Genomic DNA, 24,278 nt, shown 5'->3' with positions numbered 1-24,278 from the left:
CGTCCGTGGGTGGGGCGCGCTTCCGGCGCCGGCGCTGCGGGGACGGGTCCGGCGTGGCGGGGCGACTCGCCGGAGCCCGGCCCCGCACCGGCAGGTCCCCGCTTGACGGCGTCCGTACCGGCGCAGGCCCCGCTCCCGTCACCGGACCGGTGGGGCCGGGCCCGGCGCCCCTCGGCGACCCGCCCCCGCCCGGCACGTACCCGCCGCCTGCGGACGCCCCGAACTCCGAGCGGCAGCGCAGTGGTTCGGGCGACATCCGGTGGGCGCCCGCCGAACCGGCCGCCGCGCACCCGGCTCACGGCCGCGGCGACGCCCCCGACCGCCCGTGGGCGCCGACGGCCGGGCAGCCGGACGAGCACCCCACGTGGGGCGTCCGGCGCCCGGACCCGCCACGCCGAGGGCGGGACTCCGCGCCGCCGCACCGGCCGGCGGGGATGGCCCCGGGCCGGCTCCGCCCGACGGGCCCCCGCGGGGCGGGGGCCACGACGCCAGGCCGTACGTCGTCGTCGGCGCCGGTGTGGGCGTGCTGATGGCCCTGATCGTCACCGCGGTGGTGCTGATGCTGCGTACGTGACCGAGACCGTGACGGTGCGTCGGACGCCTCCCTCGGCCAGGATGGGGGGATGGGATTCCACGTCGACTCCGAGACCGGGCGGCTGCGCCGCGTCATCCTGCACCGCCCCGACCTGGAGCTGAAACGGCTCACGCCGACCAACAAGGACGCCCTGCTGTTCGACGACGTCCTGTGGGTGCGGCGGGCCCGCCAGGAGCACGACGGGTTCGCCGACGTCCTCGCCGATCGGGGCGTCACCGTCCACCTGTTCGGGGACCTGCTGCGGGAGGCCCTGGAACTGCCCGCAGCCCGCAAGCTCGTCCTCGACCGGGTCTTCGACGAGAAGGAGTACGGCCCGCTCGCCACGGACCACCTGCGTGCGGCGTTCGACGCCATGGACACCCCCCGCCTGGTGGAGGCGCTGGTCGGCGGGATGACGAAGCGGGAGTTCCTCTCCGGTCACGACGAGCCCGCGTCCGTCCGCTTCCACGTCATGGATCCGGACGACTTCCTCCTGCCGCCCCTCCCCAACCACCTGTTCACCCGGGACACCTCCACGTGGATCTACGACGGCGTGTCCATCAACCCGATGCGGTGGCCCGCCCGGCAGCGGGAGACCGTCCACTTCGAGGCGATCTACAAGCACCATCCGCTGTTCACGGGCCCCGAGGCCGGGGCCTTCCACCACTGGTCGGAGGGGCAGGACGACTACCCGTCGACGATCGAGGGCGGGGACGTCCTGGTCCTCGGCAACGGCGCCGTGCTCATCGGCATGAGCGAGCGCACCACCCCGCAGGCCGTGGAGATGCTGGCGCGCGGCCTGTTCGCGGCGGGGTCCGCCCACACCATCGTCGCCCTGGACATGCCGAAGCGGCGGGCGTTCATGCACCTCGACACCGTGATGACCATGGTCACGCCCGACACCTTCACCCAGTACGCCGGCCTCGGCATGCTCCGCTCGTACACGATCGAGCCGGGCGAGGGGGCGCGGCCCCTCAGGGTCACCGACCACCCCGCCGAGCACATGCACCAGGCCATAGCGGCCGCCCTGGGGCTGCCGTCCATCCGGGTGCTCACCCCCAGCCAGGACGTGCGGTCCGCGGAGCGCGAGCAGTGGGACGACGGCTGCAACGTCCTCGCCGTGGAGCCCGGCGTCGTCGTGGCGTACGAACGCAACGTCACCACCAACACGTACCTGCGGCGCGAGGGCATCGAGGTGATCGAGATCCCGGGCAGTGAGCTGGGCCGCGGCCGGGGCGGGCCGCGCTGCATGAGCTGCCCCGTGGAGCGGGACGCCGCATAGGCCGCAGCGCCCGTGCGGCCTGCCGCGCCCCGGCGCTGCCGCACCCGGCCGGGCGCCGCGGGGCCCCGCCGTCCCGCGCGAGCCCCGCGGCCCCGGGCCCCCGCCTCGCAGCGCCTTCACCGCTGCGGAGCGGGGGCCCGCGCACGTAGGGCCGGGCCGCCCCGGGAAGCGGACGCATCACGTCCGCCGTCACGGGGCGGCAGAGGGCGCCATACCCCCGCGCCCCTCACGGGCAGGCGGAGCCGCGCCCCTCACCCCCGCACGCCGCCGCACCCCTGCGCACCCCTCAGGGCCGAGGGCCCACGGTGCGGGGGCCTTCCCGTACGGCGATGGCCAGCGCCGGGCAGGAGTCGGCCGCGTCGAGGGCGCGCTCGTCAGCCGCGATGTCCCGTCGCACCGGCTCGGCGCGTTCGGCGTCGTCCAGCCGGAACAGCTCCGGCGCCAGCGCCGCGCACATCCCCGACCCCATGCACCGGTCCTTCGCCACCTCCAGGCTCCACGCCACGCGGCTCACCACCCCACCGGCATCTCGCGCGGCCCGCGCACCAGCATCTCCTTCTTCCAGACCACGTCCCCTGCCGGCCGCAGCGCCGGGAACCGGGTGATCAGCGCCAGCAGCGCCTCCTGGAGCTCCAGGCGGGCCAGCGGCGCGCCCAGGCAGTGGTGGACGCCGTGGCCGAAGGCCAGGTGCTGCACCCCTGTGCGGGTCACGTCCAGCTTCCCCGGCCCGTCGAACCTGAGCGCGTCGCGGTTGGCGGCGCCGACCGCCACCAGCACCGGTTCACCGGCCCGTACGAGCGTGCCGCCCACCTCGACGTCCTCCGTGGCGTACCGCGGGAACGCGGCGCCGCTGCCCAGCGGGACGAACCGCAGCAGCTCCTCCACCGCGCCCGCGATCAGCTCGGGCCGCTCGCGCAGCAGGGCGAGCTGGTCCGGATGGTCCAGCAGGGCGTAGAGGAAGTTCGGGATCTGGCTGGCGGTGGTCTCGTGCCCGGCGACGAGGATGCCGCGGCACAGGTCGATCAGCTCCAGCTCGCTCAGCCGGTCCCCGGTGTCCCGCGCGTCGATGAGCGCGGTCATCAGGTCGGGGCGCGGGTCCGCGCGGTGGTCCGCGATCAACCCGGCCATGTAGGCGCGCAGGTCCTCCTGGTGGCGGAAGAACTCCTCCGCCGTGAGCGAGCTGGTGGAGAGCATCGCGTCGCTCCACACCCGGAAGCGCGGCCGGTCCTCCTCGGGGACGCCGAGCATCCGGCAGATCACGGCGACGGGGATCGGCAGGGCGTAGTGCTCGACGAGGTCGACGGGCGGGCCCATGGCCTCCATCCCGTCGAGGAGGCCGTGCGCGAGCTCCCGCACCTGCGGCCGGAGCTTCTCCACGCGGTGCACGGTGAAGGCCTTCGCCACGAGGGTCCGCAGCCGGGTGTGCTCCGGCGGGTCCATCCCGAGGATGCCGCTGTCCTGGCGGGCCTCGGACTGCCGGGGCTCGTCGTGGTGGCGCCCCTCCGCCCGGCTGAAGCGCCGGTCGCCGAGGACGAGCCGCGCGTCGGCGTACCGGGTGGCCAGCCAGGCGGGCTCGCCGTAGGCCATCCGCACGCGTAACAGGCCGGGGCGCTCCAGCACGCGTCCGTAGTCCTCGGCCAGCTCCAGGCCGTCCGGTTCGTTGAAGGGGTACGGGACCGGGGCGGGGGAAGGGGTCCGCCCGTGGTCGCTGACGGTCGTCATCTCGGTGGTCTCCTGTCGTCGAGGCGAGCGCTGACGAACGTAGGAGCGGCGCGAGGGCGGGTCAACGGTGCGTATGGCGCAACCCGGCGGGCGGGGGCAGGGGAGCCGCCGCAGGCTGGTAGGGGCGGGGGGAGCGGCCGCAGGCTGGCAGGGCCGGGGGAGCGGTCGCGGGTCGGCAGCTCACAGGGGGGTGCGTATATACATACCGACCTTCGTATACACTTCCACCGTCTCGATCCGCCCCGCACCACCCAGGAGTCCCCATGGCTACCGCCCTCACCGGCCGCCACTTCCTCAAGGAGCTGGACTTCACCGCCGACGAGTTCCGCAGCCTGGTCCGCCTCGCCGCGGAGCTCAAGGCGGCCAAGAAGGCGGGCACCGAGGTGCAGCGGCTGCGCGGCAGGCACATCGCCCTGCTCTTCCAGAAGACGTCCACCCGTACGCGCTGCGCCTTCGAGGTGGCCGCGGCCGACCAGGGCGCCTCCACGACGTACCTCGACCCGTCCGGTTCCCAGCTCGGCCACAAGGAGTCCGTGCGGGACACCGCCCGCGTCCTCGGCAGCATGTTCGACGCGATCCAGTACCGCGGCGACAGCCAGGACGACGTGGAGCAGCTCGCCGCGTACGCCGGGGTCCCGGTCTACAACGGGCTCACCGACGACTGGCACCCCACCCAGATGCTCGCCGACGTGCTGACGGTCACCGAGCACACCGACAAGCCCCTCGACCGGGTCGCCTTCACCTACCTCGGGGACGCCCGCTACAACATGGGCAACTCGTACCTGGTCACCGGCGCCCTCCTCGGCATGGACATCCGCATCGCCGCCCCCGCGGCCTACTGGCCCGCCGAGGACGTCCTCGCGCAGGCCCGGAAGGCGGCCGAGGAGAGCGGGGCCCGCATCACCCTCACCGAGGACGTCGAGGAGGGCGTGCGGGGCGCCGACTTCGTCGCCACCGACGTGTGGGTCTCCATGGGCGAGCCCAAGGAGGTGTGGGACGAGCGCATCGCCGCCCTCGCCCCCTACGCCGTCACCATGGACGTGCTGCGCGCCACCGGGAACCCGGACGTCAGGTTCCTGCACTGCCTCCCGGCCTTCCACGACCTCGGGACCGCGGTGGCCCGCGAGATCCACGAGCGGCACGGCATCACCGAGCTGGAGGTCTCCGACGAGGTCTTCGAGTCCGAGCACTCCGTCGTCTTCGACGAGGCCGAGAACCGCCTCCACACCATCAAGGCACTGCTCGTCGCCACCCTCGCGGGATAGCCCCCGAGGCCTGCCCCCGGCACGGCCCGGGCGGGCGCCTCCGGCGGCCGTACCGAACGCCGCGGCCCCCGGCCCGCGCGGGCGCCGGACCGCCGGGCACCGCGGCCCCCGAGCCCGCGCGATCACCGCGGCCCCCGAACCCTTACGGGTGCAGCGGCCCCCGGTACGGCGGCCGTGCGGCGCGGGTCGCAGGCGAAGGCCGCAGGTGTGCCGGACCGCCGGGCCCCGCAGGGCGAAGGCCCCACGCGTGCCGGACCGCCGGGCCCCCGCGGGGCCGTGCGCGGCGGCCGCGCCCCGGGAGGGACCGGCATGCGCCGTCGTCGTATCGCGTCATCATGACGGAAGTCACAGAACGGTGATAGCTTCGGAGGACGGAGAAGACAGGGAAGGCACCGGCGCCGCCGACGACGCGACGCCGTAGGGAGGCCGCACCGCATGAGCCCGTTCACCGGTTCCGCGCCCCGCACCGAGGCCGCTTCCTGGCGGCACCTGAGACTGGCCGTGGACGACGGCGTCGCCACCGTCACCCTCGCCCGCCCGGCCAAGCTGAACGCCCTCACCTTCGGCGCCTACGCCGACCTGCGCGACCTGCTCGCCCAGCTGTCCCGGGAACGCGCCGTCCGCGCCCTCGTCCTCGCCGGGGAGGGCCGCGGCTTCTGCTCGGGCGGGGACGTGGACGACATCATCGGCGCGACCCTCGCCATGGACACCGCCCAGCTCCTCGACTTCAACCGGATGACCGGCCAGGTCGTCCGCGCCCTGCGCGAGGCCCCGTTCCCCGTCGTCGCCGCCCTGCACGGCGTGGCGGCCGGGGCCGGGGCCGTTCTCGCGCTCGCCGCCGACTTCCGGATCGCCGACCCCTCCGCCCGGTTCGCGTTCCTGTTCACCAAGGTCGGACTGTCCGGCGGCGACATGGGGGCCGCGTACCTGCTGCCGCGCGTCGTCGGCCTCGGCCACGCCACCCGCCTGCTCATGCTCGGCGAGCCCGTGCACGCCGCCGAGGCCGAGCGCATCGGCCTGGTCAGCGAACTCACCGGCGAGGGCGGAGCCGACGCCCGCGCCGCCGCGCTCGCCCGCCACCTCGCCGACGGGCCCGCCCTCGCCTACGCGCAGACGAAGGCGCTGCTCACCGCCGAGCTGGACATGCCGCTCGCCGCGGCCGTGGAACTCGACGCCGCCACCCAGGCCCTCCTCATGAACGGCCGGGACTACGCCGAGTTCCACGCCGCCTTCACCGCGAAGCGGCCCCCCGAGTGGCAGGGGCGGTGACCATGCGCGCCGCCGTCATCGGGGGCGGCCCCGGCGGGCTCTACGCCGCGGCCCTCCTCAAGCGCCTCGACCCGGCCCGCGAGGTCACCGTCTGGGAGCGCAACGCCCCCGACGACACCTTCGGCTTCGGCGTCGTCCTGTCCGACGAGACCCTCGGCGGCATCGAGCACGCCGACCCGGACGTGTACCGCGCGCTGCGGCGGGAGTTCGTCCGCTGGGACGACATCGACATCGCCCACCGCGGCCGCCTCCTCACCTCCGGCGGGCACGGGTTCGCAGCCCTCGGCCGCCGTACCCTCCTGAAGGTCCTCCACGACCGCTGCTCCGGCCTCGGCGTGCGGCTCCGCTTCCGCACGGAGGCCCCGCCCGCCGCCGAGCTGGCACGGACCCACGACCTCGTCATCGCGGCCGACGGGGTGCACAGCCGCACCCGCGCGGCCCACGCCGACGTCTTCGGCCCGCACCTCACCCCGCACCGGTGCCGCTACATCTGGCTCGCCGCCGACTTCGCGTTCGACGCGTTCCGCTTCGAGATCGCCGAGACGGAGCACGGCGTCATGCAGCTCCACGGCTACCCCTACGCGCCGGACGCCTCCACCGTCATCATCGAGATGCACGAGGACGTCTGGCGCGCCGCCGGACTCGACGAACTCCCCACCGGGGAGTCCGTCGCACGCTGCGCCAAGATCTTCTCCGAGGCGCTGCGCGGCCGGCCCCTGCGGTCCGGCACCTCCTCCTGGACGGTGTTCCGCACCGTCGTCAACCGGCGCTGGTCGCACGACGGCCGGATCGTGCTCCTCGGCGACGCCGCGCACACCGCGCACTTCTCCATCGGCTCCGGCACCAAGCTCGCCGTCGAGGACGCCCTCGCGCTCGCCGCGTGCGTCGAGGAGCAGCCGGACCTGCCGGCCGCGCTGACCGCGTACGAGGCCGAGCGCCGCCCCGTCGTCGAGTCCGTGCAGCGGGCCGCGGCCGCCAGCCTCCGCTGGTTCGAGGACACCGCGCGGTACGTCGACCAGCCGCCCCGCCAGTTCGCGTTCAACCTGCTCACCCGCAGCCGCCGCGTCACCCACGGCAATCTGCGGCTGCGCGACCGGGCCTTCACCGACGCCGTCGAGCGGGACTTCGGCTGCCCCCCGGACACCCCGCCCATGTTCACCCCGTTCCGGCTGCGCGGCCTGACGCTCCGCAACCGCGTCGTCGTGTCCCCGATGGACATGTACGTGGCGCAGGACGGCGTCCCCGGCGACTTCCACCTGGTCCACCTCGGCGCCCGCGCCCTCGGCGGCGCCGGGCTCGTCATGACGGAGATGGTGTGCGTGAGCCCGGAGGGCCGCATCACCCCCGGCTGCACCGGCCTCTACACCGACGGGCAGGCGGCGGCGTGGCGCCGGATCGCGGAGTTCGTGCACACCCGCGCCCCCGGCACGGCCCTCGGCGTCCAGCTCGGCCACTCCGGCCGCAAGGGGTCCACGAAACTCATGTGGGAGGGCATCGACCAGCCCCTCGACGCCGGCAACTGGCCCCTGGTCGCCGCCTCCCCCCTCCCGTACCGGTCCGGCGTCAACCAGGTCCCGCACGCGCTGGACCGCGCGGGCATGACCGCGGTGCGCGAGCAGTTCGCCGCGGCGGCCCGCCGCGCCGCCGAGGCGGACTTCGACCTCCTCGAACTGCACTGCGCCCACGGCTACCTGCTGTCCGGCTTCCTCTCCCCGCTCACCAACCACCGCACCGACGCCTACGGCGGCGACCTGGCCGGGCGGCTCCGCTACCCCCTGGAGGTCTTCGACGCCGTCCGCGAGGCGTGGCCCGACGACCGCCCCATGACGGTCCGCATCTCGGCGACCGACTGGGCGGCGGGCGGCACCACCGCGGACGACGCCGTGGAGATCGCCCGCGCCTTCGCCGCCCGCGGAGCCGACGCCCTCGACGTCTCCACCGGCCAGGTCGTCCCCGACGAGCGCCCCGAGTACGGCCGCTCCTACCAGGCTCCGTACGCGGACCGCATCCGCAACGCCCTGGGCGTGCCCGTCATCGCCGTGGGCGCCATCTCCTCCTGGGACGACGTCAACTCCCTGATCCTGGCGGGCCGCGCCGACCTGTGCGCCCTGGCCCGCCCCCACCTGTACGACCCGCACTGGACCCTGCACGCCGCCGCCGACCAGGACTACACCGGCCCCGCCGCCCCCTGGCCCGCCCCGTACCGCGCGGGCAGCCGCACACCCCCCACGGGCCGCACCGACGCCCCCAAACCCCGCCTGACCCTCACCCGCCGCTGACGTCCACCTGCCCTGGCGGTCCCGTCCCCTGACCCGGACCGGCCGCCCCGGCACGGAAGCGCTCCCCGGTGCTCGGCGGGTCACGCCTCGCCGGGGTGGTCCGCCGTGCCGAAGGGCCGCACGAACTGCGCCCCGAGGTCCCGCAGCCGGGCGTGGAGCTCCGCGAAGACCTCCGCGGCGGGGCCGCCGGGCCAGCCCGCGGGGAGCAGCTCCTGCGGCAGGCCGGGGTCGGCGTAGGGGAGGCGGCGCCACGAGTCCAACGCGAGCAGGTAGTCCCGGTACGCCTCCTCCGCGGGCCCGTCCGGCGCCTTCCGCCAGCGACGCAGCACCGGCCCGTGCCGGTCGAGGAACTCCTCGTGCTGCTTGGCGATGGCCGCCAGGTCCCACCAGCGGCCCACCGCCTCCGCCGTGGCGGTGAACCCGAGGTGCCGGCCGCGGAAGAGGTCCACGTACGGGTCGAGGTGCAGCCGCTCCAGGGTGTGCCGGGTCTCCTCGTACAGGGCGGCGGGCGCGATCCACACGCCGGGTGCCGCCGAGCCGAAGCCCAGCCGCGCCAGCCGCGAGCGCAGCAGGTGCCGCTTGTGGCGCTCGGTCTCCGGGACGGAGAACACCGCCAGGACCCAGCCGTCCGACAGCCGCGGCTCGGCGCGCGTGTAGATCCGGCGGTCGCCGTCGTCCAGCAGCTGCCGGGCGTCCCCGACAGGGCGTAACCCGCCGCGCCGGCCGCTGTCCGGCCGGGCACCAGCAGCCCGCGCCGCTTCAGCCGCGACACGGACGAGCGCACCGACGGGGCGTCGACGCCGAGCGCGCCCAGCAGCCGGATCAGCTCGGCCACCGGCGCGGGCGCGTCGTCGGGCGTCCGCCCGTACGCGCCGTAGAGGGAGACGATCAGGGAACGCGGGGTGTGCTGCTCGGCCACGCGCCCACTGTAAGTCGTGTCCTCGCCTTCCCGTCCGCCCGCCGACGCCGGGCGGGCGCCCGCCCGCCGGGCCGCCGCCCGCCCGCCGGTGCTCCGCGGCGGCTCCCTCCGCCGCGGCGGACGCCGGCCGCCCCTCCCCGCGCCCGGACGGCGCTACAGCGCGGGCACGTCCCCGGCGCGCAGCCTGAACCGCTGCAGCTTGCCCGTGGCCGTGCGCGGCAGGGCGTCGAGGAACACGATGTCGCGCGGGCACTTGTACGGCACGAGCCGCGACCGCACGAAGGCGCGCAGCGCGTCCGCGGCCGCCCCGTCCCGCGGCAGCCCGTCCCGCAGCACCGCGTACGCCACCACGACCTGCCCCCGCAGTTCGTCGGGGCGGCCCACTACCGCGGCCTCCACCACGTCGGGGTGGGCCAGCAGCGCCTCCTCGACCTGCGGGCCGGGGACGTTGTACCCCGCCGTGATGATCATGTCGTCGGCGCGGGCGACGTACCGCAGGTAGCCGTCGGGTTCCCGGACGTACGTGTCGCCGGTGAGGTTCCAGCCGCCCCGCACGTACCGGTCCTGCCGGTCCCCGCCGAGGTAGCGGCAGCCGACCGGGCCGCGCACCGCGAGCAGGCCCTCCTGCCCGTCGGGGACGGGTTCCCCCGACGCGTCCACCACCCGCGCCTCCCAGCCGGGCACCGGCAGTCCGGTCGTGCCGGGCCGGATCGCGTCCCCGGCCGCCGACACGAAGATGTGCAGCAGCTCCGTCGCGCCGATGCCGTTGACGAGCTTCAGCCCGGTGCGCTCCCGCCACGCGTGCCAGGTGGCCTCCGGCAGGTTCTCGCCCGCCGACACGCACACCCGCAGCGACGACGTGTCGTACGGGTACGCGGCCAGCTCGTCCAGCATCACCCGGTAGGCGGTCGGCGCGGTGAACAGCACCGACACCCCGTGCTCCGCCACGGCGGGCAGCAGCTGCCGCGGGCCCGCCTGCTCCAGCAGCAGCGCGCACGCGCCCGCCCGCAGCGGGAAGACGACGAGCCCACCCAGGCCGAAGGTGAAGCCCAGCGGCGGCGACCCGGCGAACAGGTCGTCCGGCACCGGTTTCAGCACGTGCGCGGAGAAGGTGTCGGCGACGGCCAGCACATCGCGGTGGAAGTGCATGCAGCCCTTGGGGCGGCCGGTGGTCCCGGAGGTGAAGGCGATCAGGGCGACGTCGTCGGCGGCCGTCGCCACGGCCTCGTACGGCTCCGCGGGCCGGGCCCCGGCCAGCCGCAGCAGGTCGCCGGGCGCGTCCCCGCCGAACGCCGTGACCCGCAGCCCCGGGACCTCAGCCCTGACGAGGTCGTCCACCGCGCGCACGTCGCACAGCGCGTGGCTGACGGCCGCCAGCTCGCACATCACGGCCAGCTCCTGCGGCCGCTGCTGCGCCAGCACCGTCACGGCGACGCCGCCCGCCTTCATGACAGCGAGCCAGCAGGCTGCCAGCCACGGCGTGGTCGGACCCCGCAGCAGCACCCGGTTCCCGGGCACCACGCCGAGGTCCTCCGTCAGGACGCGGGCGACCCGGTCGACGCGCTCGCGCAGCCCGCCGTAGGTCCACACCCGCCCCGCGCCGTCGCGGAACGCGGGCCGTCCGGCACCGAACCGCTCGATCGAACGGTCCAGCAGTTCCGCGCCGCAGTTGAGCCGTTCGGGGTACCGCAGCCCGGGGAGGCCGAAGAGGAGGTCCGGCCACTGCGCGCGCGGCGGCAGGCGGTCGCGGGCGAACGTGTCGAGATGGGCCGAAGGCGACAGATCCATGGTGCGCCCCCTTGTCAGTGGTGGGCTCGCTCCACGAGCGTATCGTGAAGGTGACGACAGTCAACGGTCCGCGATAGATGGGGGCCTGATGCCCGTATTCTCGCTCGAACCCTCACAAACCGCATGGTGCGCGGAGCTGCGCGCCCTGGCGGCGCAACGCCTGCGCCCCCTGGCCGAGAAGGCGGAACCGGGCCGCGTGAACCGCCCCCTGGTGGCCGCCCTCGGCGAACTCGGCCTGCTGAAACGCCTGTTCACCTCGGGCGCCCTGGACTTGTGCCTGATGCGGGAGTCCCTCGCGTACGGCTGCACGGAGGCGGAGACGGCGCTCGCCCTCCAGGGGCTCGGCGCCCACCCGGTCGCCGCGTTCGGTACGTCCGCCCAGCGGGACCGGGTGCTGCCGGGGGTGGCGGCGGGCCGGGAGGTCGCGGCGTTCGCGCTCAGCGAGCCCGACGCGGGCTCCGACGCGGCGGCCCTGGCCCTGCGGGCGGAACCGGACGGTCCGGGCCGCTGGCGCCTCACCGGGGAGAAGCGCTGGATCTCCAACGCCCCGGAGGCCGACCACTACACCGTCTTCGCCCGCACCGCGCCGGACGCGGGCGCCCGCGGCATCACCGCCTTCACCCTGCCCGCCGACCGTCCGGGACTGACGGGCGAACCGCTCGCCATGCTGTCCGAGCACCCCATCGGCGCCCTCGCCTTCGACGCGGTTCCGGTCACGGCCGGCGACGTCCTCGGCGAACCGGGCGCCGGCTTCGCGGTCGCCATGCGCACCCTGACCCTCTTCCGCCCCAGCGTCGGCGCGTTCGCCGTCGGCATGGCCCAGGCCGCCCTGGACGCCGCGCTCGCGCACACCGCCCGGCGTGCGGCCTTCGGCGGCGTCCTCAAGGACCTCCAGTCGGTGGCCCACCAGGTCGCGGAGATGGCCACCCGCACGGAGGCGGCCCGCCTCCTCGTGTACGCCGCCGCCGAGGCCCAGGACACGGGCGCCCCGGACGTCCGCGCCCGCGCGGCCATGGCCAAGCTGATGGCCACGGAGACCGCCCAGTACGTCGTCGACGCCGCCGTCCAGCTGCACGGCGCCCGCGCCCTCCAGCGCGGCCACCTGCTGGAGCACCTCTACCGGGAGGTCCGGGCACCGCGCATCTACGAGGGAGCGACGGAGGTCCAGCGCACGATCATCGCCAAGGACCTGTACGCGAAGGACCTCGCGGAGGGGCCGCCCGCGACGGCCCCGGGTGGCAGCGGCCCCCGGGCGCAGCGGCCGCCCGCGGGGGAGACGGACGTGAAGGAGCCGCCCGCATGAGCCTGCACCGCCACAACCCCGCCGGGCTCTCCCCGCCCACCGGCTTCTCCCACGCGGTCACCGCCACGGGCTCCCGCCTGGTGTTCCTGGCCGGGCAGACGGCCCTGGACGCGGACGGCAAGGTGGTCGGGGCCACCCTCCCCGAGCAGTTCGCGCAGGCCCTGGCGAACCTCCTGGCCGCCCTGCGCGCCGCCGGCGGCACCCCGGCCGACCTCGCCCGCGTCACCGTCTACACCACGGACGTCGCCGCCTACCGCGCCCACGCCCCCGAACTGGGCCGCGTCTGGCGCGGTCTCGCGGGCCGCGACTACCCGGCGATGGCCCTGATCGGCGTGGTCCGCCTGTGGGACGAGGAGGCCCTGGTCGAACTCGACGGCTTCGCGGTGCTGCCGTAGCCCGACTGCCGCCCCCGAGGACGGCGGCCAGAAGCTGCGGGCCCCTCCGTTCCGCCGTACGCCCGCCCCGGAGCAGACGGCGACCGGCCCCGCCGCGCACGCCCCCGCGGGGGCCGGCCGCCGTCGTTCCTGGTCACTGGCGGGCGAGCGTTCGATAGTGCATTCGGCGATACCGGGGCTCCCTTGCGGCGGCACGACGAACCGGGCGGAGGCTGCTCCTGCCCTCCATGGTCACGGGGCATGATCCGTCGCGGGGCCGGCCTCCTCCTTTTCCGTGTCGGAGAAGAGGAGGGTGGGTTCGGCGAGGATGTCGCGGCCGGCCTCGCTCTTGTAGATCTCGTCGACGCTGCCGAACCTGGCCTCGGTGTAGTCGAGGTCGAGCAGGGCGGCGGCCGTGCGGACCGACGCCTCGTCGGGGCCTTCGATCTCGACGAACGTGGGCAGGTCGGGCCAGGTGTCGAAGTCGAACGCCACCTCGCCGAGGCGCCACTCTTCGCGGTAGTTCTCCTGGTACCGCACCTCGCGCAGGCCGATGTGCCGGAGGATGTCCGCCATGGCGTGCAGGTCGGTGACCTCGGTCTCGATCTCGGTGGTGCCGTCGATCGTGGTCGAGTCGGTGACCTGCTTGAGGGTGAGCGTGGAGCGGGTGCCCTCGTCGCGGAGGCGGATCCACTGGCCGTTGCCGAGGGCGTCGTTCTCGAAGATCTTGCGCGTGAGCAGGGTGCGGGGGAAGGTCTGGGTGGCTCCCAGTGCGGTGAGCCTGGCCTGGAGCGCGGCAACATCCACGGACAGGAACGTCGCCTCGTATTCGTGCTTCATGATCCTCTTCCTTGAGGTGGCGGTTACGTGCCGGTGCGGGCCGCGAGCAGCAGGCCCATGCGGTGCGTGTGGTCGTGGGGCCGGCCGATGTGGGGGCGTTCGGTGAACTGGTTGGTTCGCAGCGTGAGCAGGACGTTCCAGTCGGCGGTGAAGTGGAGGCCGAGTTTCTCGGGGGACGTGTAGTGCTCGATCAGGTGGTGGCGCCGTTCGACGGGCATCATGAACTCCGCGCCGAACAGGCCGCCGACACGTACGAGGGCTTGCATGCGGGTGACGAAGTCCGCGAGCGGGGTGTGGTGATTGGCACTGTAGTGCCAGGAACAGCTCGTCCAGACGGCGTCGCAGCGTGCCTCGGGAAGGTCGGCCTGAAGGAAGTCCTGCTCGATGACCTGTACCTGATCGTCGAGGCTTTCGCGCTTGAGGCGATCAGTCAGGCCGAGGGCGTGGGCCGTGGTGTCATCCGGAAGGCTGACCTCGCCGCCGTGGAGGGCGAACGGGTCCTTCTCGACGGCGATGACGTGATGGCCGGCGGCGGCGAGTGGCAGGACGAACTTGCCGTCGCTCGCGCCGATGACGGCGACCGTCGCCCTACCGGAGGCGTGCCCTTTCAGGGCGGCGAGGAACTGGGGGAAGAACGTGAGGGTGTGCTCCCACAGGCTCTGCGTCTGCACGGTGGTGTCCTTCCTTGTCGATGGCGAGGACGGCGTCGAGGGCGCGGTCCGGTGTGAGGCCCGTGGTGTCCACCTGGTGCATGGGGAACTCGCTGTACGCCTCGGTGATCCGGTCCGCCGCTTCCTCGCTGAGGGCGTCCCACCGGCCGGCGGGCTTGGTCCGCTCGGTGAGCCGCCGCTGCCGTTCGTCTTCCGCGCACAGCAGGTGGTACGTGGTGGGTTGCGGTAGGTCGGCCGGGAGCGTGATACCGAGCCGGGCGCCGAAGGCCCGGTGGTTGGCGATGCACCTGGGGAAGTAGCTCTCCACGACGACGGGGATGCCGGCGGTGAGGTAGTGCCGGATCTCCTCGGTGGCGGTGAACAGGGCCGAGAGGTAGAAGCACATGCGAGCCTCCACGTTCTGCCGCGCGTCCACCTGTCGTCTCAGGGCCTGGTAGAAGAGGGGCACGGTGGGGACGAGCACGGCTCCCCGCGCTGCGGCGAGCATCGGCGCGATGGTCGACTTGCCGGTCCCGCGGAGTCCTTCGAGGCTCTCGAACAGGGGGCGGTCAGGCACGGGCGTACACCACGTCCGGCACGGCGAGGGTGAGCTCGTCGGTGGCGGAGGGCTGGTGGACGATGCGGTTCGCGGTCTTCTCGTACCAGAAGGCGTGCGAGTCCTGGCCCACGGCCTTGCAGGACATGGTCAGGGCTCCTCGGGGGTCGGCCTCGATGCGGTCGATCTCGCGGGGGCCCTCGGCCGGGGCGCAGACTTCCGGGGCGCCGTTCTCGGACAGGTCCTCGTCGACGATCACCTCGATGGAGAGCCCGGCCTGCTGGAGGTCCTCGCGGAGGCGCGTGTAGGCGGTCGGCTCGGTGACCAGCAGCTCGGGGTGTTCGGCGGCGTTGCCGACCGGGCGGAGGCAGTGGAGCTTGAGCTGGCGAACGCCGAACCGCTGCATGGTGCGGGCCAGAGGCAGGACCTCGTCGATGTTCCGGGAGGTCACGGTCATCGTCGCGCCGGTCGTGACGCCGAGGTCGCGAGCGAGGTTCAGGGTGCTGAGGGCGGCGAGGTAGCTACCGGACCTGCGGATGGCGTCGTTGGTCTCCCCGAGCCCCTCCAACGAGACGCGCAGCAGGTCGAGGTAGGGGGCGACCTCGGTGAGGCGGCTCTCGATGCGGTAGCCGTTGGTACAGATCTCGACCGGCATGCCCAGTTCCTGCCTGGCATACCGGACGATCTGCGGCAGGTCCCTGTGGAGGAAGGGCTCGCCACCGAGCAGGGTCACCGCCTCCGTGCCGTACTGGTCGTGCATGAGCCGGATGAGGTTGACCGCCTCGTCGGCGCTGAACGTGTCGCCCTGCTTCAGGCGCTTGCCGTGGAAGCAGTGCAGGCAGGTGAAGTTGCAGCGGTACAGGAGCTGCAGGTACAGCATCCGAATCCTGTGGATGCCGGTGACGTCGCGGATCATGTGGGCCTCCTGAGCCAGTTGGCTGGTGGGGAGAACCCGATGGTGACGGGGTGGGGGCGGACGGCATCACCGCGTCATCGGACGGGCCGAGGACGTCCTGGGACGTTTTCAGCCCGCGGCTGCCTCCTCTAGGTGGAACAGGAGTTTCGCCGTGTCCGACAGGTCCGGCAGCACGACCGACGCACCGGCGGCAGACAGCTCGTCTCTGCTGTGGATCCCCGAGGCGACCGCGAGGACCTGGCAACCCGTCGCCAGCGCCGCTTCGACGTCTCGTGGCGTGTCGCCCACCAGGACGACGGGCACGTCCTGCCCTGCCCCGTACCTGTGGCGAATCCGCTCGCGCGATACGTCTACGAGGTCGGGGCGCTGGAGGGCATCGGCCCCATAGGCGCCTACGGTGAGATCCACCAGGGAGTCGAGGTCGAACGCGCTCAGCTTGACGTGGGCGTTCGGCGCGATGTTGCCCGTCAGGACCGAGGACACCCACGTGTCCTGTCCGGCTGCGCTCTTGAGCGCGTCCCGCGCACCGGGGAGGGCCATGCCTCGCTTCTGAAGTTCGCCGAACCGCTCCTGCCCGGCCTGGGCGAGGGCCGCCTCGATCCCCGTCCAGCCCGGCTCGGAAACGCCGTTCCGGAGGAACATGTCCCTCATGATCAAGCGATCGGTGCGCCCCTCGGTCCGCGCCGCCTGGGCAGGCGGGAAGCCGGCGAGTGCCGTGAACGCGGCAGCATAGATCTCCTTGCTCACCCCCGCGTTGTCAATCAGCGTGTGGTCGATGTCCCACAGGACGATGAGGCGCATACCGCCAGCGTAAGCACCACCACCCAGCCATCCGACGGCCGTAAACGTCCCAGAACGTCCTTGCCCGTCATCACCCAACTGAGCTTGTATGACCTCCGTGAACGAGCGACTTCACTCCGTACTCGCCCAGCGCGGCGTGACTCCCGAATCGCTCGCCGAAGCCTGTGAGGTGGACCCGAAGACCGTCAGCCGCTGGCTCGGCGGACGCGTACCCCATCCGCGGCACCGCTTCCGTGCCGCTCAGCACCTACGCGTCGAGGAGACCTTCCTCTGGCCGACACCGCCCTCCCGGGGCGGAAGGCCCAATGCCGGGTTAGGCAGCGAGATCGTCGGGTCTTACCAGAACCGAGCAAGCGTCCCCCGCGAGACATGGCTCTCCCTGCTCCAAGGAGCCCAGCGGCAGATCGACGTCCTGGTCCTGTCCGGCACGTTCTTCGCGCAGACCAACCCGCACGTCGCCAAGATGCTCGCCGAACGCGCGGCCGACGGCGTCCAGGTCCGCCTCTGCTTCGGCGATCCGACCGGCCAGGCCGCCACCCTCCGAGGCCGCGAGGAAGGCATCGGCGACACACTCGCCGCCAAGATCCGCGCCTCCCTCACGTACTACCGCCCGCTGCTGTCCGAGTCCGGATGCGAGGTGAGGCTCCACGACAGCACCCTCTACAACTCCCTCTTCCGCTACGACGACAACCTGCTGGTCAACCCACATGTGTGGGGCCAACCAGCCAGCGCCAACCCGCTGTTGCACCTCCGGCGGGTGGATGCCACCGGCTGGTTCGACACCTACGCTCAAAGCTTCGACGCAGTCTGGGCCGGCGCGCGGCCCTGGACACCCGACCAGGAGGGGACTGCCAGGCATGGGCAGGACTGAGTACTACAACGACCCCGACGCCCCCAAGGCGAACACCCTCATCCCGGCCAGCAACCTGCTCGTCGTCGACGACGGCGGCGCCATCCTCCTCCAGCGCCGCCGCGACACCGGCCAGTGGGCTCTCCCCGGCGGCGCCCAGGACATCGGCGAGACCGCCGCTGAGTGCGCGGTACGCGAATGCCTGGAGGAGACCGGCATCATCGCCGAGATCACCGGCTTCCTAGGCGTCTACACCAACCCCCACCACATCGTCGCCTACACCGACGGCGAGATCCGCCAGCAGTACGAGAACACCTACATCGGCCGCCCGACCGGTGGTCAACCCACCATCAACGACGAGGCCGACGGCGTCCGCTTCGTCCAGCCCGACGACCTCGACCAGTACGACATCCACCCCAGCATGCGCCAGCAGATCGGCGACTACCTCGCCGGCACCTACCCTTACCTCGGTTGACCCGCCAGCGCCGCCTCCACCCGCTCCACCGCAGCGAAGATCTCCGGCGACGCCCGGCGGATGAACCGCCCCACCACGCTGTCGGCCCCGTAGCGTCCCAGAATCTCCGCGACCCGGTCCTGTGCGGTCGTACGCGCGCCGTCGGGCTTCGTCGTCATGTCGCAGTACACGAGCGCGTCCACCAGCAGCGGCTCCTCCAGCAACGGGAACTCCGCCTCCAGCACCTCCCGAAGTCCGCGCTCCTCGGCCTCCAGCAACGCGAAGGAGTGGTTCGCCACAAGCCGTACCAGCCGCTCATCGGCCCGGTGCTCATCTCGAAGGAACCGCGCCCCGTCGAGCGGATGGAACCCTGTGGCGGCCAGGCGAGGCGCGTACCCCACATCGTGCAGCGTGGCGGCGGCTTCCAGCAGCTCGGCGTTCTCGCCGAGGAGATGTCCCAGCACGGCGGCGCGAGCCGCCACCCCCAGTGAATGAGCCCACCGGCGTGGAAGCTCCCGAGCCAGTTCCGCTTCTCCGACACGCAGGGCCCACACAGCCGTCGATACCTCCATGACGTCGTCTCTTCCCACGGAAGTCAGCCCTTAGCCAGGCATCACCCGGGTCCGGCGCGCCGCCGTACGCCGGTGGGCGGCCCGGCACTCGGCAGGGCACTGGACCGGCTCGGGCACATCGCCCGCCAGTCGGAGCGAGACAGCGTGGCGGACCTGCTGCCGCTCCCGCGGGGACCGGTGTCGTGAAGCCGGGCCCCGCGCCGCGGCCCCACGTCGCAGCCCGCCCCCGAGCACGGCGGCCAGAAGCTGCGGGCCCCTCCGTTCCGCCGTACGCCCGCCCCCGGGCAGGCCGCGGCCCGACCCCGCCGCGCCACACGCCCGGTCATCGGGGACCCGCCCGCGCGGGGCGGCGGGGCGGGCCGCGGTGGGGGCTATGCGGCTCCGGCGTCCATCAGGGCGCCCATCCACTCCTCCACCGCATCGGGTGTGCGGGGCAGCGCCGAGGACATCAGGTGGGCGCCTTCGGACGTGACGACGAGGTCGTCCTCGATGCGGATGCCGATGCCGCGCAGTTCCGGCGGCAGGGTGAGGTCGTCGGGCTGGAGGTACAGGCCCGGTTCGACGGTGAGGACCTGGCCGGCCTCCAGGACGCCGTCGAGGTAGGCGTCGGCCCTGGCCTGGGCGCAGTCGTGGACGTCCAGGCCCAGCATGTGGCCGCTGGAGCAGAGGGTGTAGCGGCGGTGCAGGTCGCCCTCGGCGTCCTTCAGTACGCCCCACTCGGCGAGGCCCTCCGCGATGACTCGCATGGCGGCCTCGTGGAAGTCGCGGAACCGGGCGCCCGGCCGCAGCGCCGCGATCCCCGCCTCCTGCGCGGCGAGCACCAGCTCGTACACCTGGCGCTGGACGGGGGAGAAGCGGCCCGACAGGGGCAGCGTGCGCGTGATGTCGGCGGTGTAGAGGGTGTCGGTCTCGACGCCCGCGTCCAGCAGGAGCAGCGCGGAGGGGTCGAGCGGGCCGTCGTTGCGGGTCCAGTGCAGGACGCAGGCGTGGGCGCCGGACGCGGCGATGGTCTCGTAGCCGAGGCCGTTGCCCTCCGCGCGGGCCCGCAGGCCGAAGACGCCTTCGACCCAGCGTTCGCCGCGGGGGTGGGCGAGCGCGCGGGGCAGGGACCGTACGACGTCCTCGAAGCCGGCCGCGGTGTGGTCGACGGCCAGTTGGAGCTGCTCCACCTCCCACGCGTCCTTGACCAGGCGCAGTTCGGACAGGGCCGCCGCGAGTTCCGGGTCGGCGGACGGCTCCCGCCCGGGTGGCAGGGAGCCGCCCAGCTCGTCGAGGTCGGCGCAGCGTATGCCGGTCATGCGCTCGGCCTCGGCGAGGTCCGGCCGCCGCCCGACCCAGAGTTCGCCGTAGCGGCGGTCGCGGAAGAACGCGGTGTCGAACCCGCCGTCCGCCCTGGCGGTCCGGGGTGAGCGGGGGCGCAGGTACAGCACCGCCTCGTGGGCGTGCGGGCCCGACGGTTCCAGCACCAGGACGTGGCCGGCCTGGTCCTCGCCGGTCAGGCCGGTCAGCCAGGCGTACGCGCTGTGCGGGCGGAAGCGGTGGTCGACGTCGTGGGAGCGGACCTTCAACTCGCCCGCCGGGACGACGAGCCGCTCCCCGGGGAAGCGCGCCGACAGCCGGGCGCGGCGGGCCGGGGTGAGGTCGCGGGCCGCTACGCGGGCGTCCGGCGGCAGGGGGGTGGGTGCCCACCGCTCGGTCATGAAGCGGGCCAAGTCGGTGGACACGGACCGGTCGTGGCTGCCGGTGCGGGGCCGGTCCGAGGAGGTGATGTCGCTCATCGCGGGCTCCAGAACGCGTTGAGGGGTTGTCAGTGCAATTTCACATTACTATGTTACAGCTCACATTGCAGTGGCATGGACGCTTCAACTCGGGCGTCAACTGCGCGCTGCAATGCGGACGTTCGCGCCCGGACACCGGTCGCGAGCGCATCCCCCACCCACCTCCCACACACCCAGAGGAGCCGCAAGGTGTCCCACAGACCCCCCAACCGCCGCATATCCCGGCCCCGGTCGCTGCGCGCGGCGCTGCTCGCCACCGCCGTGGCCACGGCGCTGCTCGGCACGGCCGGAGGCACCGTGCTGGCCGACCGGGCCGCCGCCGCCGAGGCCGCCCCGCCGGTGAGCCGCACCGCCCCCGCCGCGGGCCCGGCCGCCGCGGACCCGCACCCCCATGACGAGGTCCTCCGCCTGGGCAGGGCCCCCGAGCCCGCCCCGCCCACCGCGAAGGCCCCCGGCGAGCGCGAGCCCGGCGGCAGCACCCCCGGCCGGCACACCCCGGACGGCGCCGGCACTCCGGACGGCGCCGCGCCCGCACGCGCGGCGGCCGCCGCGCAGCGCACCGCCGCGGGCGCCCCCTGCACGCTCGACGGGATCACCGGGCTCGCGCCCGAAGCCTTCGCGGACTTCCTCGGCGACGGCGCGGTCACCGCCGACGGCTGCCTGCGCGACGTGATCTGGACCTGGGACGCCCGTCTCGCGCCCGTCATGTCCGACGCCCACGTCCAGGCCGTGTCGCAGCGCGCCACCGCGCTCGCCGGGCAGCACGACGGCTCCAACTCCAGCAACCTGCTGGAGATGTTCACCTACCTCCACGCCGTCGTGTACCACGACTTCTCGCGCGAGGAGATCGACGTCACCGACGAGCCCACCGCCGGCGCCATGCGGCGCGCCATCGCCGCCTTCGGCACCGCGCCCCGCACCTTCGACGAGACCGCGACCAACGCCCAGACCCTCCGCGAGGCGCTCTACGCCGGCAGCGCCAAGGGCCTGCGCCACTCGCAGCTCGGCCTCATCCGCAAGGTGCTGGCCACCATGGACGTGTACTACCCCGGCACCTACGGCGACCCGCACTGGGGCGGCGCCGCCCTGGCCGCGCTGTCCGTCAACTACCTGGGGATCTACCCCGGCAACGACGACCGCGCCTTCCGCGACGCCGTCGCCGCCGACCCGCGCTACCGCGACGCGTTCAAGCGGTTCGCGTACCGCACCCACCTCAAGGGCACGCCCAACGAGTGGGTCGTGCGCGACGCGCTGTCCGAGTACGGCCGGTTCGGTCAGATCGACTCCCTGCGCGACGGGATCGTCTCCGACCTGGGCTCCCTGCTGAAGACGGTGACCACCCGCTTCGGCCGCGGCAGCGAGCCGTGGGCCAAGATCGCCTCCTGGCTCGACCACTACGACGCGTGCGAGCCGTACGGCGTCTGCAAGGACGACATCGAGCGGATGCTGTTCCCCCACACGTACGCCTACGACAACGGCGCCCTCAAGGTGCGCACCGGCCTCGACCGCGCCACCGTAGACCAGCTGTACTACGCCACCAAGCAGGTCAAGGCGCAGTTCCACCGCGTCCTCGGCACCGACACGCCGCTCGCCGGCGACACCAACGCCGCCCTCAACGTCGTGCTGTACGCCTCCCGGGCCGACTACGAGACCTACCACCCGCTGCTCACCGGGATGGGTACGGACAACGGCGGCATCTACATCGAGCGCGGCGCCACCTTCTACACCTACCAGCGGCGCGTCCCGCAGGACTCGCGCCTCACGCTGGAGGAGCTGTTCCGCCACGAGTACGTGCACTACCTCAACGGCCGCTGGGCGGTGCCCGGCTACTTCGGCGAGGGCCCCTGGTACCAGGGCGACCGCACCACCGCCATGGACGAGGGCACGGCCGAGTTCTTCGACGGGGCCACGCGCGACGACGGCGTCGCCGTGCGCAAGTCCCTTGTGGAGAGCGTCGTCAGGGACACCGCCGGCGGCGGGCCCCGTATGACCGTCGACCAGATCCTGCACGCCACGTACGGCGGCGACGGCTTCCGCTTCTACGCGTACGCCGGCACGTTCTTCGAGTACCTGTGGACGGAGCGGCCCTCCCTTCTCCGGGAGATGTACGGCCACCTGCGCGCCGACGACCCGGCCGCCTTCGACGCCTGGCGCGGCCGGCTGAGCCGGGACGCGGGTGTCCAGCGCGGCTACGACGCCTTCCTCGACGCGCAGATCGAGCGGCTGCCCGACCTGTTCGTCCCCGACACCGCCTACACCCCGAACGACGGCCTGCGGGAGACCACGGCCGACGCCGTCCGCGACGCGTTCGCCGGCGCGACCTCCAACACCCCGGAGTGCACCGGCAACGGCGACACCGGCATGCCGCGCTTCACGTGCAGCGGCCGGATCACCTCCTGGCTCGCCGACGCCGGCAGCGCCGACCAGGTGTTCAAGGACATGTCCGAGACGGTCGACTACTTCCTGCTCGACCGCGCGGCGGCCGCCTCACCCAACCTGGCGGACATGAACTGCTCCTTCGGCCCGGTGGACGTCTGGGACGACCGGACCGCGGGAACCTCCTCGTACACCTGCGAGGGCCCGCTGAAGAGGTGACCGGCGCGGCGTTCCCGCGCGGACGGGTCTTGTGGGCACACAGTGCCATGTGAAATATTACTGCTGTGCCCACGAGACACCTCCCCACCTTCGACGCCGTGATCGTCGGCGCCGGAGTCGTCGGGGCGGCCTGCGCCTACTACGCGGCCCGCTCCGGCCTCTCCGTCGCCGTCGTCGACCGCGGCCCCGTCGCCGGCGGCACCACCGGGGCCGGCGAAGGCAACCTCCTCGTCTCCGACAAGACCGGACCCGAGCTCGACCTCGCGCTCCTGTCCACCCGGCTCTGGCGCGAACTCGCCGCGTCCCTCCCCCCGGAGGCCGGCATCGAGTACGAGCCCAAGGGCGGCCTCGTCATCGCGTCGGACGAGACCGCTCTCGCCGCGCTCCGCACCTTCGCGGACGGCCAGCGGAAAGCCGGCGTCGCGGCGCACGACGTGCCCGCGGCCGGACTCCGCGACCGCGAACCGCACCTGGCGCCCGGCCTCGCAGGCGGCGTCCACTACCCGCAGGACGCCCAGGTCCAGCCCGCCCGCGCGGCGGCGGCCCTGCTGCGCGCCGCCCGCCGCGCCGGAGCGGCGGTACGGCTCGGCGAGGAGGTCACCGCCGTCCTCACCGGCCCGCGCGGCGCGGTCCGCGGCGTCCGCACCCCGCGCGGCGACCTGCACGCCCCGGCCGTCGTCAACGCCGCCGGCCCCTGGGGCGGCGACCTCGCCGCACTCGCCGGCACCCACCTGCCCGTGCTGCCCCGGCGCGGCTTCGTCCTCGTCACCGAACCCCTCCCGCCCCGGCTGATCCGCCACAAGGTCTACGCCGCCGACTACGTCGCGGACGTCGCCAGCGGCTCGGCCGGCCTTCAGTCCTCCGCGGTGGTCGAGGGCACCCCCGCCGGGCCCGTCCTCATCGGCGCCACCCGCGAACGCGTCGGCTACGACCGCACCCTCTCGACGGAGGCCCTGCGCCGCCTCGCACGGCAGGCCGCCGCCCTCTTCCCCGTCCTCGCCGACGCCCGCGCCCTGCGCGCCTACTGCGGCTTCCGGCCCTACCTGCCCGACCACCTCCCCGCCATCGGCCCCGACCCGCGCGTCCCCGGCCTGCACCACGCCTGCGGCCACGAAGGCGCCGGCATCGGCCTCGCCCCCGCCACCGGCCTCCTCGTCACCGCCGCCCTGCGCGGCGGGGAACCGCCCCTGGACCCCGCGCCGTTCCGCCCCGACCGCTTCCTCGGAGCCGCCCGATGAGCCGCCCCCCGCGCACCGGCCCCCTCCGCCTCGTACGGGCCGAACCCGCCGAGCCGTACCCCTTCACCTTCGACGGGCGCACCCTCACCGCGCTCCCCGGGCAGACCCTCGCCGCCGCCCTGTGGGCCGCCGGGATCCTCTCCTGGCGGACCACCCGCGGCGGCGGGGCGCCGCGCGGCGCGTTCTGCGGCATCGGCAGCTGCTACGACTGCCTCGCCACCGTCAACGGCCGCCCCAACCAGCGCGCCTGCCT

At 73.8% G+C, this 24,278-nt stretch carries 21 protein-coding genes and 2 pseudogenes; 12 read left to right on the top strand and 11 right to left on the bottom strand.

The features are described from left to right. The first annotated feature begins 364 nt into the window (after nucleotides 1-364). Both L6E17_RS20520 and L6E17_RS20515 read left to right on the top strand, forming a co-directional pair. Nucleotides 365-574 carry a hypothetical protein gene (locus L6E17_RS20520; protein WP_236242218.1) on the top strand — a complete coding sequence of 70 codons (210 nt, stop codon included), beginning with the start codon at nucleotides 365-367 and terminating at the stop codon, nucleotides 572-574. A 49-nt stretch (nucleotides 575-623) separates the two neighbouring features. Next, the gene (locus L6E17_RS20515) at nucleotides 624-1,856 is read left to right on the top strand and encodes an arginine deiminase (protein WP_236242217.1); all 1,233 of its coding nucleotides are present in this window, start codon (nucleotides 624-626) and stop codon (nucleotides 1,854-1,856) included. Between the two features lie 286 nt (nucleotides 1,857-2,142). Here L6E17_RS20515 and L6E17_RS20510 read toward each other — a convergent pair whose 3' ends face one another. Together L6E17_RS20510 and L6E17_RS20505 are read right to left on the bottom strand one after the other, a co-directional pair. Then, nucleotides 2,143-2,370, bottom strand: a complete 228-nt coding sequence (locus L6E17_RS20510) for a ferredoxin (RefSeq protein ID WP_236242216.1) — start codon at nucleotides 2,368-2,370, stop codon at nucleotides 2,143-2,145. Further along, a complete protein-coding gene (locus L6E17_RS20505; protein WP_236242215.1) occupies nucleotides 2,367-3,578 on the bottom strand; it encodes a cytochrome P450 in 1,212 nt (403 codons plus the stop codon). The genes L6E17_RS20510 and L6E17_RS20505 overlap by 4 nt, the downstream gene beginning before the upstream one ends. A 263-nt stretch (nucleotides 3,579-3,841) precedes the next feature. On the opposite strand from L6E17_RS20505, the gene argF reads away from it, so the two are divergent. The 3 genes from argF to L6E17_RS20490 all read left to right on the top strand — a co-directional run bounded on the left by argF (nucleotide 3,842) and on the right by L6E17_RS20490 (nucleotide 8,391). Next, nucleotides 3,842-4,843 carry an ornithine carbamoyltransferase gene (gene argF, locus L6E17_RS20500; RefSeq protein ID WP_236242214.1) on the top strand — a complete coding sequence of 334 codons (1,002 nt, stop codon included), beginning with the start codon at nucleotides 3,842-3,844 and terminating at the stop codon, nucleotides 4,841-4,843. A gap of 435 nt (nucleotides 4,844-5,278) precedes the next feature. Next, nucleotides 5,279-6,112 (top strand): enoyl-CoA hydratase family protein, encoded by an 834-nt coding sequence (locus L6E17_RS20495; RefSeq protein WP_236242213.1) that lies wholly within the window; start codon nucleotides 5,279-5,281, stop codon nucleotides 6,110-6,112. A 2-nt stretch (nucleotides 6,113-6,114) separates the two neighbouring features. Then, on the top strand, nucleotides 6,115-8,391 hold the full coding sequence (locus L6E17_RS20490; RefSeq protein WP_236242470.1) for a bifunctional salicylyl-CoA 5-hydroxylase/oxidoreductase: 2,277 nt from the start codon (nucleotides 6,115-6,117) through the stop codon (nucleotides 8,389-8,391). An 80-nt stretch (nucleotides 8,392-8,471) separates the two neighbouring features. Here L6E17_RS20490 and L6E17_RS20485 read toward each other — a convergent pair. Then, nucleotides 8,472-9,310, bottom strand: a pseudogene (locus L6E17_RS20485) (PaaX family transcriptional regulator C-terminal domain-containing protein). Between the two features lie 153 nt (nucleotides 9,311-9,463). Continuing rightward, complete coding sequence (locus L6E17_RS20480) at nucleotides 9,464-11,098, bottom strand: AMP-binding protein (protein WP_308315914.1); 1,635 nt, start codon at nucleotides 11,096-11,098, stop codon at nucleotides 9,464-9,466. 88 nt (nucleotides 11,099-11,186) lie between these two features. Between L6E17_RS20480 and L6E17_RS20475 the strand changes: the two genes are divergently transcribed. Together L6E17_RS20475 and L6E17_RS20470 are read left to right on the top strand one after the other, a co-directional pair. Further along, nucleotides 11,187-12,401, top strand: a complete 1,215-nt coding sequence (locus L6E17_RS20475; RefSeq protein WP_236242212.1) for an acyl-CoA dehydrogenase family protein — start codon at nucleotides 11,187-11,189, stop codon at nucleotides 12,399-12,401. Then, the gene (locus L6E17_RS20470; RefSeq protein ID WP_236242211.1) at nucleotides 12,398-12,796 is read left to right on the top strand and encodes a RidA family protein; all 399 of its coding nucleotides are present in this window, start codon (nucleotides 12,398-12,400) and stop codon (nucleotides 12,794-12,796) included. The genes L6E17_RS20475 and L6E17_RS20470 overlap by 4 nt, the downstream gene beginning before the upstream one ends. Before the next feature lie 231 nt (nucleotides 12,797-13,027). On the opposite strand, the gene L6E17_RS20465 is transcribed toward L6E17_RS20470, so the two are convergent. From L6E17_RS20465 to L6E17_RS20445, 5 genes are all read right to left on the bottom strand, one after another. Beyond that, nucleotides 13,028-13,615 carry a class IV adenylate cyclase gene (locus L6E17_RS20465; protein ID WP_236242210.1) on the bottom strand — a complete coding sequence of 196 codons (588 nt, stop codon included), beginning with the start codon at nucleotides 13,613-13,615 and terminating at the stop codon, nucleotides 13,028-13,030. A gap of 23 nt (nucleotides 13,616-13,638) precedes the next feature. Further along, the gene (locus L6E17_RS20460; RefSeq protein WP_236242209.1) at nucleotides 13,639-14,286 is read right to left on the bottom strand and encodes a bifunctional 2-polyprenyl-6-hydroxyphenol methylase/3-demethylubiquinol 3-O-methyltransferase UbiG; all 648 of its coding nucleotides are present in this window, start codon (nucleotides 14,284-14,286) and stop codon (nucleotides 13,639-13,641) included. Continuing rightward, entirely contained in the window at nucleotides 14,204-14,842 is a 639-nt protein-coding gene (locus tag L6E17_RS20455) for a hypothetical protein (protein ID WP_236242208.1), read from the bottom strand. The genes L6E17_RS20460 and L6E17_RS20455 overlap by 83 nt, the downstream gene beginning before the upstream one ends. Beyond that, the gene (locus L6E17_RS20450; protein WP_236242207.1) at nucleotides 14,835-15,737 is read right to left on the bottom strand and encodes a radical SAM protein; all 903 of its coding nucleotides are present in this window, start codon (nucleotides 15,735-15,737) and stop codon (nucleotides 14,835-14,837) included. The genes L6E17_RS20455 and L6E17_RS20450 overlap by 8 nt, the downstream gene beginning before the upstream one ends. 108 nt (nucleotides 15,738-15,845) lie before the next feature. Continuing rightward, nucleotides 15,846-16,538 (bottom strand): HAD family hydrolase, encoded by a 693-nt coding sequence (locus L6E17_RS20445; protein ID WP_236242206.1) that lies wholly within the window; start codon nucleotides 16,536-16,538, stop codon nucleotides 15,846-15,848. Nucleotides 16,539-16,635: 97 nt separating this feature from the next. On the opposite strand from L6E17_RS20445, the gene L6E17_RS20440 reads away from it, so the two are divergent. Next, nucleotides 16,636-17,409: a helix-turn-helix domain-containing protein gene (locus tag L6E17_RS20440; RefSeq protein ID WP_236242205.1), complete on the top strand. Its 774-nt coding sequence runs from the start codon at nucleotides 16,636-16,638 to the stop codon at nucleotides 17,407-17,409. Continuing rightward, nucleotides 17,396-17,863 carry an NUDIX hydrolase gene (locus L6E17_RS20435; RefSeq protein ID WP_236242204.1) on the top strand — a complete coding sequence of 156 codons (468 nt, stop codon included), beginning with the start codon at nucleotides 17,396-17,398 and terminating at the stop codon, nucleotides 17,861-17,863. Before L6E17_RS20440 ends, L6E17_RS20435 begins: the two co-directional genes overlap by 14 nt. Here L6E17_RS20435 and L6E17_RS20430 read toward each other — a convergent pair. Then, a complete protein-coding gene (locus L6E17_RS20430) occupies nucleotides 17,851-18,414 on the bottom strand; it encodes an HD domain-containing protein (protein ID WP_236242203.1) in 564 nt (187 codons plus the stop codon). The two genes, L6E17_RS20435 and L6E17_RS20430, sit on opposite strands and share 13 nt — an antisense overlap. Before the next feature lie 371 nt (nucleotides 18,415-18,785). Then, complete coding sequence (locus L6E17_RS20425; protein WP_236242202.1) at nucleotides 18,786-20,192, bottom strand: aminopeptidase P family protein; 1,407 nt, start codon at nucleotides 20,190-20,192, stop codon at nucleotides 18,786-18,788. Nucleotides 20,193-20,408: 216 nt separating this feature from the next. On the opposite strand from L6E17_RS20425, the gene L6E17_RS20420 reads away from it, so the two are divergent. The 3 genes and pseudogenes from L6E17_RS20420 to L6E17_RS31550 form a co-directional block, all read left to right on the top strand. Then, entirely contained in the window at nucleotides 20,409-22,787 is a 2,379-nt protein-coding gene (locus tag L6E17_RS20420; RefSeq protein ID WP_374109111.1) for a collagenase, read from the top strand. 65 nt (nucleotides 22,788-22,852) lie between these two features. After that, complete coding sequence (locus L6E17_RS20415; protein ID WP_236242200.1) at nucleotides 22,853-24,025, top strand: FAD-binding oxidoreductase; 1,173 nt, start codon at nucleotides 22,853-22,855, stop codon at nucleotides 24,023-24,025. Next, nucleotides 24,022-24,258, top strand: a pseudogene (locus tag L6E17_RS31550) ((2Fe-2S)-binding protein); the annotation flags it as partial. The gene L6E17_RS20415 and the pseudogene L6E17_RS31550, both read left to right, overlap by 4 nt. Nucleotides 24,259-24,278: the final 20 nt, after the last annotated feature.

Source organism: Streptomyces sp. CC228A (assembly GCF_021390935.1).
Taxonomy (GTDB): domain Bacteria; phylum Actinomycetota; class Actinomycetes; order Streptomycetales; family Streptomycetaceae; genus Streptomyces.
The sequence above is the reverse complement of the archived record's forward strand: the minus strand, read 5'-3'. Positions and strand labels throughout refer to the sequence as shown.

Bases quoted from the DNA above. Each gene is read 5' to 3' on its own strand.
- L6E17_RS20490 (WP_236242470.1), top strand. From the start codon at position 6,115: ATGCGCGCCGCCGTCATCGGGGGCGGCCCCGGCGGGCTCTACGCCGCG.
- L6E17_RS20430 (WP_236242203.1), bottom strand. From the start codon at position 18,414: ATGGAGGTATCGACGGCTGTGTGGGCCCTGCGTGTCGGAGAAGCGGAA.
- L6E17_RS20445 (WP_236242206.1), bottom strand. From the start codon at position 16,538: ATGCGCCTCATCGTCCTGTGGGACATCGACCACACGCTGATTGACAAC.
- L6E17_RS20470 (WP_236242211.1), top strand. From the start codon at position 12,398: ATGAGCCTGCACCGCCACAACCCCGCCGGGCTCTCCCCGCCCACCGGC.
- L6E17_RS20505 (WP_236242215.1), bottom strand. From the start codon at position 3,578: ATGACGACCGTCAGCGACCACGGGCGGACCCCTTCCCCCGCCCCGGTC.
- L6E17_RS20450 (WP_236242207.1), bottom strand. From the start codon at position 15,737: ATGATCCGCGACGTCACCGGCATCCACAGGATTCGGATGCTGTACCTG.
- L6E17_RS20425 (WP_236242202.1), bottom strand. From the start codon at position 20,192: ATGAGCGACATCACCTCCTCGGACCGGCCCCGCACCGGCAGCCACGAC.
- L6E17_RS20495 (WP_236242213.1), top strand. From the start codon at position 5,279: ATGAGCCCGTTCACCGGTTCCGCGCCCCGCACCGAGGCCGCTTCCTGG.
- L6E17_RS20480 (WP_308315914.1), bottom strand. From the start codon at position 11,098: ATGGATCTGTCGCCTTCGGCCCATCTCGACACGTTCGCCCGCGACCGC.
- L6E17_RS20435 (WP_236242204.1), top strand. From the start codon at position 17,396: ATGGGCAGGACTGAGTACTACAACGACCCCGACGCCCCCAAGGCGAAC.
- L6E17_RS20465 (WP_236242210.1), bottom strand. From the start codon at position 13,615: ATGAAGCACGAATACGAGGCGACGTTCCTGTCCGTGGATGTTGCCGCG.
- argF (WP_236242214.1), top strand. From the start codon at position 3,842: ATGGCTACCGCCCTCACCGGCCGCCACTTCCTCAAGGAGCTGGACTTC.
- L6E17_RS20515 (WP_236242217.1), top strand. From the start codon at position 624: ATGGGATTCCACGTCGACTCCGAGACCGGGCGGCTGCGCCGCGTCATC.
- L6E17_RS20475 (WP_236242212.1), top strand. From the start codon at position 11,187: ATGCCCGTATTCTCGCTCGAACCCTCACAAACCGCATGGTGCGCGGAG.